At 73.0% G+C, this 18,564-nt stretch carries 13 protein-coding genes and 3 tRNA genes; 8 read left to right on the forward strand and 8 right to left on the reverse strand.

The features are described from left to right. Window position 1 precedes the first annotated feature (1 nt). Both IH50_RS0103855 and IH50_RS0103860 read left to right on the forward strand, forming a co-directional pair. Complete coding sequence (locus IH50_RS0103855) at window positions 2-1,501, forward strand: S1C family serine protease (RefSeq protein WP_030857208.1); 1,500 nt, start codon at window positions 2-4, stop codon at window positions 1,499-1,501. A 64-nt stretch (window positions 1,502-1,565) separates the two neighbouring features. Further along, window positions 1,566-1,652 (forward strand) — tRNA-Ser (locus IH50_RS0103860). 137 nt (window positions 1,653-1,789) lie between these two features. Here the strand turns inward: IH50_RS0103860 and IH50_RS0103865 are convergent. The 4 genes from IH50_RS0103865 to IH50_RS0103880 all read right to left on the reverse strand — a co-directional run bounded on the left by IH50_RS0103865 (window position 1,790) and on the right by IH50_RS0103880 (window position 5,800). Next, complete coding sequence (locus tag IH50_RS0103865) at window positions 1,790-2,359, reverse strand: hypothetical protein (protein ID WP_234328075.1); 570 nt, start codon at window positions 2,357-2,359, stop codon at window positions 1,790-1,792. A 440-nt stretch (window positions 2,360-2,799) separates the two neighbouring features. Beyond that, window positions 2,800-4,062 carry a hypothetical protein gene (locus IH50_RS0103870; protein WP_030857212.1) on the reverse strand — a complete coding sequence of 421 codons (1,263 nt, stop codon included), beginning with the start codon at window positions 4,060-4,062 and terminating at the stop codon, window positions 2,800-2,802. Window positions 4,063-4,452: 390 nt separating this feature from the next. Next, window positions 4,453-4,842, reverse strand: a complete 390-nt coding sequence (locus IH50_RS0103875; protein WP_037871976.1) for a hypothetical protein — start codon at window positions 4,840-4,842, stop codon at window positions 4,453-4,455. A gap of 85 nt (window positions 4,843-4,927) precedes the next feature. Next, window positions 4,928-5,800 carry a bifunctional DNA primase/polymerase gene (locus IH50_RS0103880; RefSeq protein ID WP_030857216.1) on the reverse strand — a complete coding sequence of 291 codons (873 nt, stop codon included), beginning with the start codon at window positions 5,798-5,800 and terminating at the stop codon, window positions 4,928-4,930. A gap of 371 nt (window positions 5,801-6,171) precedes the next feature. Between IH50_RS0103880 and IH50_RS0103885 the strand changes: the two genes are divergently transcribed. From IH50_RS0103885 to IH50_RS0103895, 3 genes are all read left to right on the forward strand, one after another. Continuing rightward, window positions 6,172-6,495: a hypothetical protein gene (locus tag IH50_RS0103885; protein WP_030857218.1), complete on the forward strand. Its 324-nt coding sequence runs from the start codon at window positions 6,172-6,174 to the stop codon at window positions 6,493-6,495. A 240-nt stretch (window positions 6,496-6,735) separates the two neighbouring features. Further along, window positions 6,736-7,302, forward strand: coding sequence for a SigE family RNA polymerase sigma factor (locus IH50_RS0103890; protein ID WP_030857220.1), 567 nt, complete (start codon window positions 6,736-6,738; stop codon window positions 7,300-7,302). 137 nt (window positions 7,303-7,439) lie between these two features. Then, window positions 7,440-9,083, forward strand: coding sequence for a long-chain fatty acid--CoA ligase (locus IH50_RS0103895; protein ID WP_063759462.1), 1,644 nt, complete (start codon window positions 7,440-7,442; stop codon window positions 9,081-9,083). 120 nt (window positions 9,084-9,203) lie between these two features. On the opposite strand, the gene IH50_RS0103900 is transcribed toward IH50_RS0103895, so the two are convergent. Continuing rightward, on the reverse strand, window positions 9,204-10,433 hold the full coding sequence (locus IH50_RS0103900; protein ID WP_030857224.1) for an MFS transporter: 1,230 nt from the start codon (window positions 10,431-10,433) through the stop codon (window positions 9,204-9,206). Window positions 10,434-10,550: 117 nt separating this feature from the next. On the opposite strand from IH50_RS0103900, the gene IH50_RS0103905 reads away from it, so the two are divergent. Continuing rightward, window positions 10,551-11,129, forward strand: a complete 579-nt coding sequence (locus tag IH50_RS0103905; RefSeq protein ID WP_030857226.1) for a TetR family transcriptional regulator — start codon at window positions 10,551-10,553, stop codon at window positions 11,127-11,129. A gap of 81 nt (window positions 11,130-11,210) precedes the next feature. Here IH50_RS0103905 and IH50_RS0103910 read toward each other — a convergent pair whose 3' ends face one another. Beyond that, complete coding sequence (locus tag IH50_RS0103910; RefSeq protein WP_078913832.1) at window positions 11,211-15,920, reverse strand: PAS domain-containing protein; 4,710 nt, start codon at window positions 15,918-15,920, stop codon at window positions 11,211-11,213. A gap of 294 nt (window positions 15,921-16,214) precedes the next feature. Continuing rightward, window positions 16,215-16,706 carry an SSI family serine proteinase inhibitor gene (locus IH50_RS0103915; protein WP_051767155.1) on the reverse strand — a complete coding sequence of 164 codons (492 nt, stop codon included), beginning with the start codon at window positions 16,704-16,706 and terminating at the stop codon, window positions 16,215-16,217. A 180-nt stretch (window positions 16,707-16,886) separates the two neighbouring features. Here IH50_RS0103915 and IH50_RS0103920 point away from each other — a divergent pair. Then, window positions 16,887-16,980: transfer RNA gene (locus IH50_RS0103920), tRNA-Ser, on the forward strand. 188 nt (window positions 16,981-17,168) lie between these two features. Then, a tRNA-Arg gene (locus IH50_RS0103925) sits at window positions 17,169-17,241 on the forward strand. Window positions 17,242-17,323: 82 nt separating this feature from the next. On the opposite strand, the gene IH50_RS0103930 is transcribed toward IH50_RS0103925, so the two are convergent. Continuing rightward, complete coding sequence (locus tag IH50_RS0103930) at window positions 17,324-18,556, reverse strand: tyrosine-type recombinase/integrase (RefSeq protein WP_030857232.1); 1,233 nt, start codon at window positions 18,554-18,556, stop codon at window positions 17,324-17,326. Window positions 18,557-18,564 lie beyond the last annotated feature (8 nt).

Below are 18,564 nucleotides of genomic sequence, written 5' to 3' on the forward strand. Positions count from 1 at the left end.
TGTGAGCACCGAGAACGAGGGCACCGCGGTACCCCCGGCGCCGTCCGCACCGCCGCCCGCGCCGGTGGATGCTCCCGCTGCTCCGGCGCACCCGGCCCCGGGAGCGGCTCCGGACCCGGCCCCGTCCGCACCGCCGCAGGCGTCCGTGCGGAACGCGGACCAGGGATACGGCTCCGCCCCTCACACCCCGGTGGGCGAGACCGGCTGGGGCCCGCACGGCGCCCACGGAAACCCGGACCCCGCCCCTTCTTCCTCCGCCCCTGACGCCTCCTGGCCCCCGCCCCCGCCGCCGTCCACCCCGTCGTACGGCGGCGGCGACGGTGGTGCCGGGCACGGTCCGGGCGGCTGGGGTTCCTCCTACCAGCAGCACCCCGCGCCGAAGAACGGCGGCGGGCGCGGCCGTCTGCTCGCCGCGGTCCTGGTGGCCGCGCTGGTCGCGGGCGGCGCGGGCGGCGGTCTCGGCTACACGCTGGCCAAGGAGAACGACGGCAACGGCTCGACGACCGTCTCGGCGTCCACCAGCGGCGGCAACGTGAAGCGCGACCCGGGCACGGTCGCCGCCGTGGCCGCCAAGGCGCTGCCGAGCACGGTCACCATCGAGGCCGAGAGCAGCAGCGGCGAGGGCGGCACCGGCACGGGCTTCGTCTTCGACAAAGAGGGCCACATCGTCACCAACAACCACGTCGTGGCCGAGGCCGTCGACGGCGGCAAGGTGACGGCGGCCTTCCCCGACGGCAAGAAGTACGACGCCGAGGTGGTCGGCCACGCACAGGGCTACGACGTCGCGGTCATCAAGCTGAACAACGCCCCCTCGGACCTCGATCCCCTCCCCCTGGGCAATTCCGACCAGGTGGCCGTCGGCGACTCGACGATCGCGATCGGCGCGCCCTTCGGCCTGTCCAACACGGTCACGACGGGCATCATCAGCGCGAAGAACCGCCCGGTCGCCTCCAGCGACGGCAGCGGCAACCAGGCCTCCTACATGAGCGCCCTGCAGACCGACGCGTCCATCAACCCGGGCAACTCCGGCGGCCCGCTGCTCGACGCGCAGGGCAACGTGATCGGCATCAACTCCGCGATCCAGTCCACCAGCAACGGCGGCTTCGGCACCGGGCAGGCCGGCTCGATCGGCCTGGGCTTCGCCATCCCGATCAACCAGGCCAAGTACGTCGCTCAGGAACTGATCAGGACGGGCAAGCCGGTGTACGCCAAGATCGGCGCGTCGGTCTCCCTGGAGGACGCGGCGGGCGGCGCGAAGATCACCGAGCAGGGCGCGGGCAGCTCCGAGCCCGTCGACCCCGGCGGCCCCGCCGACAAGGCGGGCCTGCGGCCCGGTGACGTCATCACCAAGCTCGACGACCGGGTCATCGACTCCGGCCCCACCCTGATCGGCGAGATCTGGACCCACAAGCCGGGCGACGAGGTCACGATCACCTACGAGCGCGACGGCAAGGAACGCACCACGGAGCTCACCCTGGGCTCCCGCGTGGGCGACAGCTGACCTCACCCGCGGACCCCGGACCCGTTACCCTTGTCCCCGCGCCGCCGATCACCGGCCGGTGCGGGGAGGCGTGCCCGAGCGGCCGAAGGGAACGGTCTTGAAAACCGTCGTGGCAGCGATGTCACCGTGGGTTCAAATCCCACCGCCTCCGCGCGATGAGCAATGAGAACGGCCCCTGACCTGGTAATTCGGTCAGGGGCCGTTCTCGTGCTCGGTTCTCCGCGGCTGGCCGCGGTCCCCATGGCTTCCCGCTCGGCCGGGCACGGCCGGGGCACGTGCGCGCAGTGGTCAGAAGGGAGGTTCGAGATCGCCGCGGCCATCGCTGTGCGGCCCCCGGTCCCAGGGCTCCTCCGGGAGAGGTTCAGGGCCGGGGACGCTGTGGCCCCATGCTTCGAGTGCTTTCCGGGCGACGCGCCGGTTGGGGGCGTCGGCGCTGGTGTCCAGGACGAGGTACGCATGCGCGGCGAGGTGATCGCGGTGCTCGGCGAGCGCGGGGTGCTCGGCGAGGATGAGCGCGGCGATGACGGCGGCTTCGCGCACGTCCTCGTGGCTGTCCTGGAGGAAGGGCGCGACGGCCCGGTAGAGCATCGGGCGCAGGTCCCGGAAGGCCGTCACGGTGGTGTCGGGGGTGAGGAATCCGGGGAAGTACCGCTCCGTGCGGCCGACGATCTCGTCGGAGGCGTCGTAGGCCGTGGAAACCAGCCAGTTCAACAGCGTCGCGCGGATGGGGGCGCTGCGATAGGGCCGGAGGGTCATGGCCGCCGGGTGGCTGAGGATGCCGGCGACATACAGGGCGACGGGGGCGGTGGCTTCGTAGATGGTGTTCTGGTGGCTGACCAGTTCACCCAGCTCCGACAAGGCGGTGACCTGAACCTTGGGATCCGGCTCCAACAGCCGTGCCAGAAGTGCGGGAAGGTCCTCACCGTTCCCGAAAGCCGTCTGGAGTGAGCCCCAGTCGGTTTCCGCCAGGACCACCTGGTAGGGCGGCAAGTCGGGTTCGTGGGGCGCCCCGGTGTGGGAACGGCTGTGGTTCACAGGGCCAACCTGGACCGGACTTCCGACACGATTTCCTTCCGGGGCGGAAGATCCTCCTCGACCCGCCACTCTCCCCGGCTCCCATCCCGGTGCCGGCCGGTCCCCCGCCGGGCGGCCATCAGGTGCCGCGGCTTCGTCCGCTCGGCCGTGCCGGACGACGTACCCGCGCGGGAACCCGCCGGCCGGGGAGGGAGACGGCGGGCCCTCGGCGCAGTGGGCGCGATGACGGTTCCGCTCGGGTGCTCGCGGCCGTCCGGCCCGGGTCAGGGGCGTTCGCGTGCGGACGGGTTGTTCAGGCAGAGCGCGATGTTGCGGACCGCGGCGGTGAGTTCCTCGATCACCCGGGCCGCCTGCTCGGCGTTGTGGAAGGACGGGCTGCCCGCCAGCACCAGGTCCAGTTCCTGCGCGGACCGGAGGGCCGGCCCGAGGCCTTCGAGGGAAGGGGCGGTGGGTGCGGGCGCCTCGGCCGGCGCGGTGGCGGGCACGCTCATACCGGTCGCGGGAACCGCAGGAACCGCGGGAACCGTGGGAAGAGGCGCTGGCGCCGCCGGGTCCGCCGCGGGTGTGCCGGAGGCCGCGGGCGTCGGCGGGGCGGCCGGGGGTGCCGGCGGGGCGGTCGGCGGTGTGCCGGTCCCCGGGTCCGTCCGGCGTCCGTCGAACGGGGCGGGGAAGGCGCCGAAGTCGCCGGTCACGGAGGAGCATTCCTCCGCTTCCGGCCGGTGCGGGTCCTGGGGGGTCCGCCGGTCGTGCGGGGACACGTCCGGCGCGTGGCGTGTGCGGGGGAGTACGAAGTGCTCGAAACCCGGGAACGAGGGCGTGGCGGAGTGGGCGGAGGAGCGCGGGTTGTACTCGGCCTGCCACTGCATGCGGTAACGGTCGACCTGGTCGGCGCAGGCCGTGCGGGCGTGGAAGACGGCCGTGTCCTCCCCCAGGTCCGGGTACCAGAGGTTCGGGCCCGGGAAGCGCACGGTCCGCACCCGGGGGCGGATCGGCTCGGCGCATCCCATGCAGCAGCCCTCCGGCACCATGAGCGGGATACCGCCGTCCTGCTCCGGCCAGCGGGGGCCGCCCTCCCAGCGGTACTCCCCGTGGTGGCAGGGCGGCAGCTCGCCGCAGGCGCGGCAGACGGCGTAGTGCTCGGGGAGGACCCGCCAGTCGTGGCTGGCGGGAGCGCACCAGTGCTTCGGTGTGGAACGGGGCAGGTTCTCGTTGCGCAGCACCAGCACCACCGGGCGTTTGTAGAACTCGGCCCGCTCGGGGGCCGGTTTGACCGCCTGGTTGTTGGCCCGGCGCAGTTCGTTGGCGTGCCACCACAGTTCCACGTGGTCACGCCACGCCTTCTCGTAGGATTCCGGCCACCAGTTGCTCGGGTAGCCGTTGATCTCCAGGATCCGCCACCCCTGCCGGTCCAGTACCACGATGGAGCCGGCCCGCAGCCGCATGTGCGTTCCGTTGTCCCCCTCGTCCGGCCAGTCGTGACGGCCGATACGAGTGGGCTGGTCTGGGAGCCACCTGCGAACCTGCATGTCATGCTCCTCGGCAATGAAACTTCATAGTTTCAACTGGGGCAGTAGGCAACATTCTGAACAATCAGGACGTTTAGGTCGCTGTAGACACGCGCACACCACTGACAGCAGATGATCGAAAAGGTCTCCCGCGGCATCGTTTTCTTTCGCGCGATCTCCTGCCACCAGGCCTTTTCCCCTCTCGCGCCTTCGACGGGGGTGGCCTTCGCGGAGGCCGGGGCAGCGGCTTCGTACCCCGGCGACGGGCCTCGACACTCACCCGTACGTGTGATGACGTTCAGGCTGCCGCCACTCCGTACGTGTGCATCACCTCGCGGAACCGTCACCTCACGCGCCCGGAGCGGGTCCGAGCGCCGGTCTCTAGAACTCTTCGTCCTCGGCCAGTCGTTCCTAGGGCAGGTCCCGCAGTGAGGGCTCCGCTTCACAGCCGGACGGTACGCGCGGGGAGGGCTGGAACCAGACGACGGTGAGGCGGGAGCGGTCATAGGCCGGGTCGAGCGCCTCGGACCGGAAGCTGCCGACGCACGTCACGGCGGGCAGCACCTCCACGGGGCCGAAGGCACCCGCGTACTGGTCGGGGTACTCGCGCGGGGGCGGGATCAGGTGGACCGGAGCGCCGGGGAAGTCGCGCTCGGCGGACCGGAGCAGCCGGTCGATCTTCCGGTCGTTGAGGGGTTTGCACGGATAGCCCTCGAGCATTCCGCCGTACGTCGACGACATCCGCAGCTCGGAGAGGTCGACCGGGCGGCCGGAGTGGAGGAGGACACGGGCGAGCGACATGGTCGGCACTTTAGGGCGGTGGTGCATCGGGGTCTTTCGGTTTTCGTGGGGGAACAGGGCGGCATGGGTGACGGGCGAGGGATGGTCAGGGGCGGTGCCCCGCCAGCCGTGCCGCCGACGCGATCGTCGCGCGGGCTTCGTGTTCGGACAGGCCGGTGCTGAGGGCCGCGTCTACCAAGGGGGTTACCAGAGCCGGGCCGATTCCGTCCTCGTAGGCGCGGCAGGCCGCCCAGAACAGGCGGGTGTTGCGCTGGCCCTCGTGTGCCGCGAGGACGAACTGGACCAGGCCCCGGCCGTGTCCGTCGGCCGGTGGGGACGCCGGGTGGTGGGCGCGGGGCGGTGGGAGGAGCAGGCGCAGAAGGGCGGGCGGACAGGGCGCCGGGGCCAGACGCGCGGTGCCCGGGGCGGTGGTGTACGGGCCGTGGTCGGTGTGGGAACCGGGGCCGACGAGATAGCCGCCGGCGCCCCGGATGTCGATGCCGGGGGCCAGCCGGCCCGCGGAGTTGGGGACGACGACGTCCGGCGGGCCGCTCAGCCACAGGTGACGGCCGCCGCTCGGGGTGAGGACGATCACCGTGGCGGGGATCGTGAACAGGTGGCGCCGGGCCAGTTCGCGCAGGGCGGCGAACGAGTCCGTACCGGTCTTGATGTCCAGGTCGACGCCGATGAGGTGGTGCGGGGGCAGTCCGCAGGCGATGCCGTAGCCGGTGGCGCGGGGTGCGGCGGCGAACAGTGCGCGGATGCGGGCGGGATCGGTGGAGGCATCGTGGATGCCGTGGCCGAAGCGGCCGCATTCGCCGCGGCAGGGCGGACCTGACGGCTCCGGGTCGTCGCGGTGCGGGGAGCGCAGGGCCGGGAGTTTCGTCCGGGACAGGGGGATGACGGCCAGTCCGCGTTCGGCGGCTGACAGGGCGTGTGCGAGGGCCAGGGTCGCGGCCTGCCGGTCGGTGGTGGCCATGCCTCTATTTTCGTACGAATGTTCGAGCAAGGGAAGGGGGCTGTCCGTCGTGCCGGGGCGGGGGCGGCGGGTGGCGGGGATGGCGGAACGCTTCATCCCTTACGGGAGCGGGGCGGGGTTCTCCCCTAGGAAAAGGGTGGGATTCAAGGGGCGCGTCAGGGTTTATCGCCTTGTCGTCACACTTGCGTGCGAATAACGGTGTCCAGGGTGGTTCGCGAGGGTTTCCCCGGGCAGCCTTGATCTCGCGACGTCGTCCACAGCGCCGGGGCGGGGGGACAACTTCCCTGGTAACAGCCGTACTTCACACACGCACGGTCATGAGCCGCACACGGTCATGAGCCGGTGCGTCCTTGTTCTGGAGGGAACACACCATGGCAAGCATCCGTACCGCCCGCGTCATCGCCGCGGTCTCCGCCCTGCCGCTCGCGGCCGCCCTCTTCACCGGCGTCGCGGCGGCGGACGGCGGCGCCCTCGCGGACGACGGATCGAACGCGACGGCCACCAGTTCCGAGAACGACGCCCTGGGCAGCGGTGTCGGCGGCGACAACTTCGGCAACTCGGCCACCACGCAGCAGCAGGCCACCGGAGCCGGCGCCACGAACCAGAACAACACCGCCCAGGTCACCGGCTCCGCCTTCACGGCCGTCAACCAGGGCAACGACAACGTGGCCATCGTCTTCACCCCGCTGTGGTGAGGCCGGCGCCCTGACCGTGCGGGCGTGCTTCGTGGGGTGCGGGGCGTCCGGGCGGCGGTGCTTCGGTGTCGTCGCCCGGTCGTTCCAGGGGCGCTCCCTCGGGGTCCGACCCGCAGTACCCCTCACCCACCGGTCCACCTTCAGGAGGTGCAGCCGGCCCCACCCCTACAACCTGAGGGGGACGTGCCTTCGGGACCTGCGGGCGATCCGCCGGACCGGCCCCGCTCATAGCGTGGAGCCATGACCACACCCGTCTGCACCAGCGCTTCGAAAGCCGCCACTCCAGCGACAGCGGCGCAGACCCTCCCGTACCCGTCGTTCTCGTCGTACATGAGGGCTCGCCAGCCGGTGCTCCTGCGTACCGCCCGGTCGCTGACCGGGAACCCGAGCGACGCGGAGGACCTGCTGCAGACCGCGCTCACCAAGACGTACGTCGCCTGGGAGCGCATAGAGGACCACCGGGCGCTCGACGGCTACGTGCGCCGGGCGCTGCTGAACACGCGCACCTCGCAGTGGCGCAAGCGCAAGGTCGACGAGTTCACCTGCGACGAGCTGCCCGAGCCCGACCCGGTGCCCGGCGGCGACGACCCGGCCGAGCAGCAGGCGCTGCGTGACGCGATGTGGCGGGCGATCATGCGGCTGCCCGCGCGGCAGCGGGCGATGGTCGTGCTGCGGTACTACGAGGACCTCAGCGAGGCGCAGACGGCCGAGGTGCTCGGCGTCTCGGTGGGCACGGTGAAGTCGGCCGTGTCGAGGGCGCTCGGCAAGCTCCGCGAGGACGCCGAACTGGGGCTCGTCCGCGGCTGACACGCTCCGGTCCGCCGACGCGGCGTGATCGATCATTCGCTCCCCTAGTGACATACCGCGCGGTATGTGCGCAGAATCGGCGCAACTCTTACCGCCCCGCAGGCAATGTCGCCCAGGAGGACGCCGTGCTGAGCACCATGCAGGACGTACCGCTGCTGATCTCGAGGATCCTGACCCACGGGTCGACGATCCACGGCACCTCGCAGGTGACCACCTGGACCGGCGAGGGCGCACCGCACCGCCGTTCCTACGCGGAGATCGGCGCCCGGGCGGCCCAGCTGGCCCACGCCCTGCGCGACGACCTCGGCGTCACCGGCGACGACCGGGTCGCCACCCTGATGTGGAACAACGCCGAGCACGTCGAGGCGTACTTCGCGATCCCCTCCATGGGTGCCGTCCTCCACACCTTGAACCTCCGCCTGCCGGCCGAGCAGCTCGCGTGGATCGTCAACCACGCCGCCGACCGGGTGATCATCGTCAACGGTTCGCTGATCCCGCTCCTCGCGCCCCTGCTGCCGCACCTCAAGACCGTCGAGCACGTGGTCGTCTCCGGCCCCGGAGACCGTTCCGCGCTGGCGGACGCCACCGCGCGGGTGCACGAGTACGAGGACCTGCTCGCCGGGCATCCCGTCGCCTACGACTGGCCGGAGCTGGACGAGCGCGCCGCCGCCGCCATGTGCTACACCTCCGGCACCACCGGCGACCCCAAGGGCGTGATCTACAGCCACCGCTCCATCTACCTGCACTCCATGCAGGTCAACATGGCGCAGTCGATGGGCCTGACCGACCAGGACACCTCGCTGGTCGTGGTCCCGCAGTTCCACGTCAACGCCTGGGGCCTGCCGCACGCCACCTTCATGACCGGCGTCAACATGCTGATGCCGGACCGCTTCCTGCAGCCCGCCCCGCTCGCCGAGATGATCGAGGCCGAGCGGCCGACCCACGCCGCCGCCGTCCCCACCATCTGGCAGGGCCTGCTCGCCGAACTGACCGCCAGGCCGCGGGACGTCTCCTCCCTCACCCAGGTCACCATCGGCGGCTCCGCCTGCCCGCCCGCCCTGATGGAGGCGTTCGACAAGCTGGGCATGCGGGTCTGCCACGCCTGGGGCATGACGGAGACCTCCCCGCTCGGCACCATCGCCCGCCCGCCGGCCCACGCCGTGGGCACCGAGGAGGAGTTCGCCTACCGGCTGACCCAGGGCCGCTTCCCGGCCGGCGTCGAGGCCCGCCTCACCGGCCCCGGCGGCGAACGCCTCCCCTGGGACGGCGAGTCGGCCGGCGAGCTGGAGGTGCGCGGCGCGTGGATCGCCGGCGCCTACTACAACGGTCCCGACGCCGAACCCCTGCGCCCCGCCGACAAGTTCAGCGAGGACGGCTGGCTGAAGACCGGCGACGTGGGCACCATCTCCCCCGACGGCTTCCTCACCCTCACCGACCGCGCCAAGGACGTCATCAAGTCCGGCGGCGAGTGGATCTCCTCGGTCGAGCTGGAGAACGCGCTGATGTCCCACCCGGACGTCGCCGAGGCCGCCGTCGTCGCCGTCCCGGACGACAAGTGGGGCGAGCGCCCGCTGGCCACGGTCGTCCTCAAGGAGGGCTCCACCGCCGACTTCACCACCCTGCGGTCCTTCCTCCAGGAGGAGGGAAAGATCGCCAAGTGGCAGCTCCCGGAGCGCTGGACGGTGATCGCGGCAGTGCCGAAGACCAGCGTCGGCAAGTTCGACAAGAAGGTGCTGCGCAGGCAGTACGCCGCCGGGGAGCTGGACGTCACCCGGCTCTGACACGGCGTACGCCGGACGCGCCGGGCGGTGAGGCGGAACCTCACCGCCCGGCGGCGTGTGGCTCCGTCACCGGTGGAGGGGCGAGCCGTACGGCGACGGCCGCCACCGCCGGCACCACCCTCACCGCCGTACCGCCGTGCTCCCCCATCCCAGCGCCAGCCAGACCGCCGCCACCGCCGACACCCCGCTCCAGCCGAAGTGGGTGAAGGCGCTGCCCGCGAGGGCCGAGGCGGTGGCGCCGCCGGCGAAGCCGGAGACGACATAGGCCGTGTTGGCGACGGCCGGGCTGGAGGTGGTGGTCAGGGCGAGGGTCTGGTTGGCGACGTGGGAGGCGACCAGGGCCGCGTGGATCGCGACCGCGGCGACGAACAGCGCCCAGACGACCTGCCCGCCCAGCCAGAACAGCGGCACGGAGACGGCCGCGAGCAGATACGCACTCCGTACGACCCGGGCGGCGCCGAAACGGTCGACCAGCCCGCCCGCCAGCGGTGCCACCGCGCTCGCCGCGAGCCCGAAGAGCCCGAACAGTCCGGCGGTGGCGGTGGACAGGCCGTAGGCCGGGCCCGTCAGCAGCAGGGCGAGCGAGGTCCACAGGGCGCTCCACGCGCCGAACATCCCCGCCTGGCGCACCGACGCGCGCCACAGGTCGGGCGAGCGGCGCAGCAGCCCGGGCAGCGCGGCGAGGCCGCCGAACAGCGAGCCGTCGCGGCGGCGCCGTCCGGACGGCAGGACCAGGGCGGTGGCGATGCCCAGAGTGAGCGTGAGGACGGCCGCGCCCGCGAACACCCACCGCCAGCCGAAGGCCTCCCCGGCGAGACCGCCGAGGACCCGGGCCGCGACGATGCCGGTGAACAGGCCGGCGATCACGGCCGCGACATGGCGGGCGCGGCGGGCGGCGGGGGCGCGTTCGGCGACCAGCGGGACGAGGAGCTGCGGTACGACGGTCCCGGCCGAGGCGACGAACACGGCGGCCGCCAGTGCGCCCGTGCCGGGGGCGACGGCGGCGGCGAGCAGGGCCACGGTGGTGACCAGGGTGAGGACGGTGACCAGCCGGCGCCGGTCGGCGGTGTCGCCGAGCGGGGCGAAGAAGAGCAGGCCGACGGCGTACCCGAGCTGGGCGACCGAGGCGATCCAGGCCACGGCCGACGACGTGGAGCCGAAGTCGCGGGCGATCAGGGAGAGCAGGGGCGCGGCGAGGTAGATGTTGGCGGCCGTGACCGCGGTGCACACGGCGATGAGCGTGAGGAACGCACCGGAGCCGCGGGACGGGCCCGGACCCGGATGCCGATCGGGAGTGGTGACCGGTGGCCTGCGGGCGGACCGGCCGGTGGCGCTGGGCGCTGAGGACATGAGCGGGATACCCCTTCGAGCCTGCTCTAACAACTAACTGGTTGGTTGGCTGATGAGGGAACAGTCTGGACTTCCGCCGGATTCCCTGTCAACCAAACAGTTGGTTACCCTGTCCTCATGGCAGTCAGGGACCCCGAGGCCACCAAGGCCCGGATCTTCGAGGCGGCGGTCGCAGAGTTCGCCCGCCACGGCATCGCCGGCGCCCGCATCGACCGCATCGCGGCCGAGGCGAAGGCCAACAAGCAGCTCATCTACGCCTACTTCGGCAACAAGGCGGAGCTGTTCGCGATCGTCCTGGAGCGGAAGATGCTGGACCTCGCCGAGTCCGTCCCCGTCGACCCGGACGACATCGAGGGCTGGGTCGACCGGCTGATGGACTACCACGCCGCCCACCCCGAACTGCTGCGCCTGCTCTTCTGGGAGGGCCTGGAGTACGGCACCGACGAGCTGCCCCACGAGGGCGAACGCCAGGAGCACTACGTCCGCAAGGTCGCCCTGCTCCGGGACGGCCAGGAGCGGGGCGTCGTCACCGACGCCATCCCGGCCGGCGACCTGCTGTTCCTGCTGACCGCGCTGGCCAACTGGACGGCCGTCGTCCCGCAGATGCGCCGCATCCTGGTCGGCGGGGAGGCGGACGACCGTGCCCGGCTGCGCGCGTCCGTGAAGGAGGCGGCCCGCCGCCTGGCCGCCCGCTGACGGCGGTGCGCGCAGCCGGTGCCGACGGGCCGACTCCCGCCGTGCCGCATCAGCCGGCCGGTGCGCGCAGCCGGGTGCGGGTCAGTTGGTCCCGATCCGCGACAGCAGGTCGACGAGCCTGTCCTGCACCTCTTCGCTGGTGGACCGCTCCGCAAGGAACAGCACCGTCTCGCCGGAGGCCAGCCGCGGCAGGTCCGCCTGGCCGACGGCGGCCGTGTAGACGACGAGCGGGGTGCGGGTGAGCTGTCCGTTCGCCCGCAGCCAGTCGACGATCCCGGCGGGCCCGGCCTGGCGCGGGTGCACCCGCATCAGGTCCATCACCACCAGGTTCGGCCGGAACTGCCCCGCCAGCGCCACCGCGTCGGCGTCACTCGCGGCCCGCGCGACCTGCATCCCGCGCCGCTCCAGCGTCCCGGTCAGCGCCAGCGCGATCTCCGCGTGCTCCTCGATCAGCAGCACGCGCGGGGGGTGCTGATCGCTGTCGCGCGGCGCGAGCGCCTTCAGCAGTACGGCGGGATCGGCGCCGTACGCGGCGTCGCGCGAGGCCTGTCCGAGCCCGGCCGTGACCAGCACCGGCACTTCGGCGGCCACCGCGGCCTGCCGCAGCGACTGCAGGGCCGTACGGGTGATCGGCCCGGTCAGCGGGTCCACGAACAGCGCGGCGGGGAACGCCGCGATCTGCGCGTCGACCTCCTCGCGCGAGTGCACGATCACCGGCCGGTAGCCGCGGTCGCTCAGCGCCTGCTGGGTGGTGACGTCCGGCGCGGGCCACACCAGCAGCCGGCGCGGGTTGTCCAGCGGCTCCGGCGGCAGCTCGTCGTCCATCGGCTGCGGACGCGGCGGGTCCGCCACCTCGACGGCCCCGCCCGGACCGTCCAGCGGCTCGGGCCCCTCGGCGGCGTTCGCGTCGGGCGCCCCTATGGCGTACGACCGTCCGGTGCCCTCGGTCCCCGGCGCGAGCCGGGAGTGCGCCGGGGCGTGTGCGTGCGCGCCGGCGGGTACGGGCTCGGCCGGCGGATGAGGGCGCGCGTTCTGCTCGCCGCCCGCGGCCGGTTCGGGGCGCGTACCGAGCTTGCGGCGGCGGCCGGAGCCGCCCGGCTGGTGCGGGGGAGGCGTGGCCGACGGCAGCGGCTGCTGCACCTGGGCGGCCTGCCGGTTGAACGGCACACCCTGCCCCAGCGTCCGCACGCTGATCGCCCGCCCCTGCGTGGAGTTCGGATCGACCGGCGCCGAGGCCTCCGCCGGCAACGGCTGAGCGGCCCGCCGCGCCGGCGCGCCCTCGGGCGGCAACGGGGTGCCGGCGGCGGGGGTCGGCTGCGGCGGGCCCGCGGCCGCCGGTACGGCCGTACCGGCACCGGAGGTGTCACCGGCGGCGGGCCACTGCTGCGGGACGGGACCACCTCCGGCCGCGGCACCCGACCCGGGCGCGGCCTCGGCGGGAAGCGGCTGAGCGACGGGAAGCGGCTGCGCCGCCTGCCCCTGCGGGGGTACGGCGGCACCGGGAGCCGGTACCGGGGCGCCGGGTGCCGGGGGCGTGGCGCCCGGCGGCGGTACGGCGGTGCTGTGTGCGGCTACGGGAGCCCCTTGCGGGGGGACGGCCGCGCCTTGTGCGGGCACGGATGCGGCCTGCGGCGCGGCGGACGTGCCCTGCGGGGGGACGGCGGCACCGTGTGCCGGTACCGGGGTCCCCTGCGGAGGAACGGCCGCGCCCTGTGCGGGTACGGGAGCTCCGTGCGCCGGGGGCGTGGCGCCCTGCGGCGGGACAGCGGCACCGTGTGCCGGTACCGGAGCCCCCTGCGGAGGAACAGCCGCGCCCTGTGCGGGCACGGGAGCGCCCTGCGCCGGAGCCGCGGCACCTTGCACCGGGACCGCGGCACCGGGTGCCGGAACAGGAGCGCCGGGTGCCGGGACCGCGGAGCCCTGCGGCGGGACCGCGGCACTGTGTGCGGCTACGGGAGCCCCTTGCGGGGGAACGGCCGCGCCCTGTGCGGGCACGGGTGCGCCCTGCGGCGCGGCGGACGTGCCCTGCGGCGGAACCGCGGCCCCCTGGGCCGGAACAGCCGTCCCCTGTGCCGGTACGGGAGCCCCCGGCGGCGGGACCGGAGTCCCCTGAGGCGCGGCAGGCACCCCCTGCGCGGGTGCCGCCTCCCACGGCGCCGAAGCCCCCGGAGCCTGGACGGTCGCCGCCTGGGCGGCCGGAACGGGAGCCCCGGTGGGTGCGCCGTCGGGCCCTGCCGGCTGGGCGGCGGCCCGCCGGCGGCGGCCCGTCGGTGCGCTGGTGGGGTGCGGCTGCGGCGGGGTGTGGTCGTCGGCCTGGTCGTGCGGAACGGCGTCATGGCGGCCGTTGTCGACCCGGGCCTGTCCGGCAGCCCCGACAGACTCGATCCGCCCGGTCGCGTCGGCCTGTCCGATCGCCTCGGCCTGGGCGGGCAGGCCGGTGTGCTGTTCCTGGTCCGCCTCGGCCGGTGGCAGCGCGAACACCGTACGGGGCGCCGCCTCCTGCGCCGCCGCCCGCTCGGTGGCGGCGGCCAGCGCACGCCGGCGCCGTCCCGTCGGCTGCGCCTGCGCCTGCTCCGAAGCCTGAGCCGGAACATGCACCGCGACCTCGGTCTGCGGGGTGCCGGACGGCGCGGGCAGCGCCGGCGGCAGCGCGTGCTGTTCGCCGGACCCCTGCCGGGCGCGCTGCCCGGACGGCCCCGGCACCCCCTGCGGCGGTACGGTCCCGCCCAGCCCGGTGTTCGACGCGGCGGCCCCCGCCGCGTGCTCGGCGGCGGTGACGACGGCCCCCTCGGACACCCCGGCGGCCCCGGCGAGCTCGACCTCGGCACCCACCGCGGCCGGCGCGTCCTCGGCCGGCCGGCCGCGCCGCCGCCCGGTGCCGCCGGACGCCTGCGCGGGCTCGTCGTCGACGGCGGCGGCCGCCCGGCGCCTGCGCCGTCCGGTGGGCGCGGAGTCCGTACCGGAACCGTCGTCCGGACCCGGCACCTCGCTCTCCAGGAAGGCGTCCACGGACGCGCGCCGCGCCCGGCGCCGCCCGCCGCCGGCGGGGACCGGCTCGGCGGGAACGGCCACCTCGGCCGACACCGCCGACACCGCCGGCGCTGCCGGTCCGGCGGCCGGCACGGACCCCGCCCCGTTCCCGATCGGCACCTCGAGGACGAACGCGCTGCCGCTCATCCCGGGCACCTCGTGCGTCTGCAGCACACCGCCGTGCGCCCGGACGATCCCGCGCACGATCGGCTCGTGCACCGGGTCGCCGCCGCCGTACGGCCCGCGCACCTCGATGCGGACGACCTCACCGCGCTGCGCCGCCGCGACCACGACCGTGTTGTCCAGGTAACCGCCCGCCGACACAGGCGTGTTGCCGGTCGCGTCGACACCCGCGACGTCCGCGACGAGATGCGCGAGGGCGGTCGCGAGCAGCCGCGGGTCGACCTCGGCCTCGATGGGCGGCGCGTGCACCGCGAACTGCACCCGCCCGGGCCCGATGAGCTCCACGGCCCCGTCGACCCCGGCGGCGACGACGGCGTCGAGCATCACCTTCGTACGGGCGATCTGCTCACCACCGGCGTCGAGCCGCTGGTAGCCGAGGACGTTGTCGATGAGGGTGGTGATCCGGGCGTAGCCGGCCGACAGGTGGTGGAGCACCTGGTTGGCCTCGGGCCACAGCTGACCGGCGTCGTCGGAGGCCAGCGCGGACAGCTCCCGGCGCAGCTCCTCCAGCGGGCCCCGCAGGGACCGCCCCAGCAGGGTGAGCAACTGGTCGTGACGCGCGGCGAGGGCCTCGTAGCGGTCCTTCTCCCGCTCGCCGAGCGCGGCGTACCGCTCCTCGTTCGCGGCGAGTTCCTCCGCGTGCTGCTCGCGCAGCTTCTCCAGCTCGGTGACGTGGCCCTGGCGCAGGGCGGTGAGCTCGGAGCCGTGCTCCTCGGCGAGCCGCTCCAGCTCCTCGGCGTGCTCCCGCTCGGCCTGCTCCTTCTCCTCGGCGAGCGCGTCGTAGGGGCGGCGGTCGAGGAACGTCATGACGGCACCGACGAGCTGGTCGCCGTCGCGCACCGGCGCGGTCGTCAGGTCGACCGGCAGCTTGTCGCCGTTCTTGGCGTACAGCACCTGACCGCGCACCCGGTGCTTGCGCCCGGAGCGCAGGGTGTCGGCGAGCGGGGACTCGTCGTACGGGAAGGGGGAGCCGTCGGCACGCGAGTGGAGGACGAGCGTGTGCAGCTCGCGCCCGCCGAGTTCACCGGCCCGGTAGCCCAGTATCTGGGCGGCGGCCGGGTTGACGAGGACGATCCGCCCGTCGGTGTCGGTCCCGACGACACCCTCGGAGGCGGCCCGCAGGATCATCTCGGTCTGCCGCTGCGAACGCGCCAGCTCGGCCTCGGTGTCGACGGTGCCGGAGAGGTCGCGGACGACGAGCATCAGCAGCTCGTCGCCGGTGTAGCCGGAATTGTCGTACGCCTGCTGGCCGTTCTCCAGATTCGCACTGGTGACCTCGACCGGGAACTCGGTCCCGTCGGTCCGCCGGGCGACCATCCGCGTCGGCTTGGTCCGCGCCCGGGGATCGATGTGGTCGGGCCGCCGCATGGAGCCCGGGATGAGCTTGGAGTCGAAGTCCGGCAGCAGGTCCAGCAGCCCGCGCCCCACCAGCGCCGTGCCCGGGGTCTCGAAGGCCTCCAGGGCGATGGCGTTGGCGTTGACGATCGTCCCGTTGGCGTTGACCAGCACCAGGGCGTCCGGGAGCGCGTCCAGTATGGCTGCGAGGCGAGCAGTGCCCCGGGATGGCCTGCTGCTCACGAGACGCTTCCTCCCTGTTACCGCGACGTGCCGACCGCTCGGGCCATCTTGCCAACCTGCCCGCAGCGTGTCACGCGAGGGAGTCTAAGGGCTGGGATTGCGCTCGCGACGCCGGATGGGACGGACATCGCACGGGAAAGTGACGGCGATGTGACGCCCGGTACGTCCGGAACACGCGACTGCCTGCACCGACGCGTCCCGAACCTTCGCGGGACCTTTACGTCCCCTGTGCCCCGACTCGCCACCACGCGCCCCCTGTCCCACCCGTCACTCCCGCCGCCCCCGAGGTCTCCCTCACCCGCGTCCCCCGGCGCCCGCTGCGGGCAGCAGCGGCACCAGCCGGTCCCAGCGGACGATCTCGCATCCGTTCGTACGGTCGTAGGCCGCGTCGACGGGGCGGCCGGCCCAGGTGCCGGTGACGCGGGCGGTGGCGGGCCCGCCGTACTGCAGGGTGCAGACGGTGTCCCGCGGCACCGGGGCGAAGGCGTCCCGCCCCCACCGCGTGTTCCGCTCGACGGCCGCGCAGGCCCCGGCGGGGTCGGGATGGTCGCCGCCACCGGGCCGGCACCGCACCTCGTACGTCCCGTCCGCCCCGCCGCCCGCGTCGCGCACGGTGACGGTGAGGCGGTCACCGCGCGGGGGAGCGCCCTGCGCGTACGCCGCCGGGGGCGCGGTGGACAGCGAGGTGAGGGCCGCGACGGCGACGAGCCGCCACAGCACGGGCACGGGGCGCGCGGTGTCCGCCCGCCGGCCCCGCGACACGACCTGAGGAATGAGCTGCGACATGGCCTGATCAACGCGCCACCGCGCGGGACGTCGCGCCACACCGACGCGAGGGCGGAAGTGCTTTGCCCTGCGGGCTCCCCGCCTAGTACCGTGGGTGGCGATTGGTGACAGCCCACGCGGGTGTGTCATCATCGGCACGCACCGATCCACTCGCGCTCACGCGCGGAGGGCTCTGTGCATGGAGGCGTCGCCTAGTCCGGTCTATGGCGCCGCACTGCTAATGCGGTTTGGGTCTTAAAGCCCATCGAGGGTTCAAATCCCTCCGCCTCCGCCACCTCACGAAGCCCCGGTCCCATGGCCGGGGCTTCGTCGTTCCCGCTCCCTGGCCGATCCCGCGTTTGCGCAGGTCACAAGGGGTGAGCCAAACGGATTTCACATGACGGCGGCAGTCATGTAATGTTCTTCCTGTCGCCGCGAGCGGGCCGAAAGGACCGGGGAGCGGCGAGAAAACTGAAAAGACAAGCACTCGTAGCTTAACGGATAGAGCATCTGACTACGGATCAGAAGGTTGCAGGTTCGAATCCTGCCGAGTGCACACAGGTGAGAGGCCCCGGAGAGATCCGGGGCCTCTTGCGTTTCAGGGGCGTACAGCAGCGAAGTACAGCAACCGGCTTCGACTAGTCGGTGCCGCTACCACCCATCGCGTTCGACAGCTTGCCGATCGCGGCGCGCACCTCCTCCTCGCTCGCTTCGGCGTAGACCTCCATCGTCATGGCGATCTGCGAGTGCCGCAGGATGCGCTGCGCCACCTTCGGGTGGACCTTGAGAGCCACCAGGAGCGAGCTGCACGTGTGCCGGGTGTTCCGGAGTGGGATCACCCGGAGTCCGGCGCGGCGAGCGCGCAGGGCGAACATGCGGGTCATGTTGCCTGGCTCGATGGGCGTGCCGTACTTCGTGGTGAAGACCAGGTCGTGATCGTTCTGCCAGAGCTCCCCGACGGCCTTCCGGTCTCCGATCTGCTGTGCGCGACGCATCCGCAGAGCTTTGAGGCAGAGTGCCGGCAGAGGAAGGAAGTCGTCGGAGTCCTCGGTCTTGGTCTCCCGGTGCAAGATCTGACGTCCGGCGCGCTGGATCTGGTGGTCCACGTACAGCTCGCCCCGCTCGAAGTCCACGGACTTCCACGTCAGCCCCAGGACCTCACCACGACGCAGGCCGAGGCAGAGCACCAGGACCCACGCGGCGAAGAGGTGGTCATCCCGCGCGGCGGCATCGGTGAGGAACTGGCTTGCCTCCGCGACCGACCAAGGCTTGATCCGGCGACGTCGCGGCTTGGGCACCTTCACCAGCGAAGCGACGTTCTTACTGATCAGCTCCTCGGAGACCGCATGGGTCAGGGCCGCCCGCAGGGCATCACGCGCGGCCTGGACCACACGGCGGGACGGATAGGACTCGCAGCACTCCCCGATCGCACAGCACTTCCGACGGGAAGGCTCCCGCTTCGCGTCCTTGCCCTGAGCGCAGCACTGGCAGACGGTAGCCAGCTTGGTAAGCCACTCGCGGACATCCCGGACCGTGAGCCGGTCCAGTCGCTTCGAGCCGAGGTGCGGAACGATGTAGAGCCGGGCGGAACCCTCGTACGAGACGTACGACAAGGGAGCCAGGTTCGGCTTCACGACCGAGTCGAGCCAGTACGCGAGGAAGGTGCTCACCGTCGGGTGCCGGGTGGCCACAGGCCCTCTTTTCGCCTCCGCATGGAGGTTGAGCCACTTCTCGTGAACCTCCTCCCGGGTCTTCCCATAGGCGTACTTCCGAGCCCGCTTGCCGTCCGGTTTGGTCACCCAGACGTAGGCCGCGTAACCGTTCTTGTACTGGTAGATCGAGCCTTCGCCGTTGGCGCGCTTGCCGCTCATGCCGACAT

The sequence above is a fragment of the Streptomyces sp. NRRL S-37 genome (assembly GCF_000721605.1).
Taxonomy (GTDB): Bacteria; Actinomycetota; Actinomycetes; order Streptomycetales; family Streptomycetaceae; genus Streptomyces.

Coding starts and splice junctions, on each gene's coding strand:
- IH50_RS0103870 (WP_030857212.1), bottom strand. CDS start 4,062: ATGCAGGTTCGCAGGTGGCTCCCAGACCAGCCCACTCGTATCGGCCGT.
- IH50_RS0103875 (WP_037871976.1), bottom strand. CDS start 4,842: ATGTCGCTCGCCCGTGTCCTCCTCCACTCCGGCCGCCCGGTCGACCTC.
- IH50_RS0103880 (WP_030857216.1), bottom strand. CDS start 5,800: ATGGCCACCACCGACCGGCAGGCCGCGACCCTGGCCCTCGCACACGCC.
- IH50_RS0103885 (WP_030857218.1), top strand. CDS start 6,172: ATGGCAAGCATCCGTACCGCCCGCGTCATCGCCGCGGTCTCCGCCCTG.
- IH50_RS0103890 (WP_030857220.1), top strand. CDS start 6,736: ATGACCACACCCGTCTGCACCAGCGCTTCGAAAGCCGCCACTCCAGCG.
- IH50_RS0103895 (WP_063759462.1), top strand. CDS start 7,440: ATGCAGGACGTACCGCTGCTGATCTCGAGGATCCTGACCCACGGGTCG.
- IH50_RS0103900 (WP_030857224.1), bottom strand. CDS start 10,433: ATGTCCTCAGCGCCCAGCGCCACCGGCCGGTCCGCCCGCAGGCCACCG.
- IH50_RS0103905 (WP_030857226.1), top strand. CDS start 10,551: ATGGCAGTCAGGGACCCCGAGGCCACCAAGGCCCGGATCTTCGAGGCG.
- IH50_RS0103915 (WP_051767155.1), bottom strand. CDS start 16,706: ATGTCGCAGCTCATTCCTCAGGTCGTGTCGCGGGGCCGGCGGGCGGAC.
- IH50_RS0103930 (WP_030857232.1), bottom strand. CDS start 18,556: ATGAGCGGCAAGCGCGCCAACGGCGAAGGCTCGATCTACCAGTACAAG.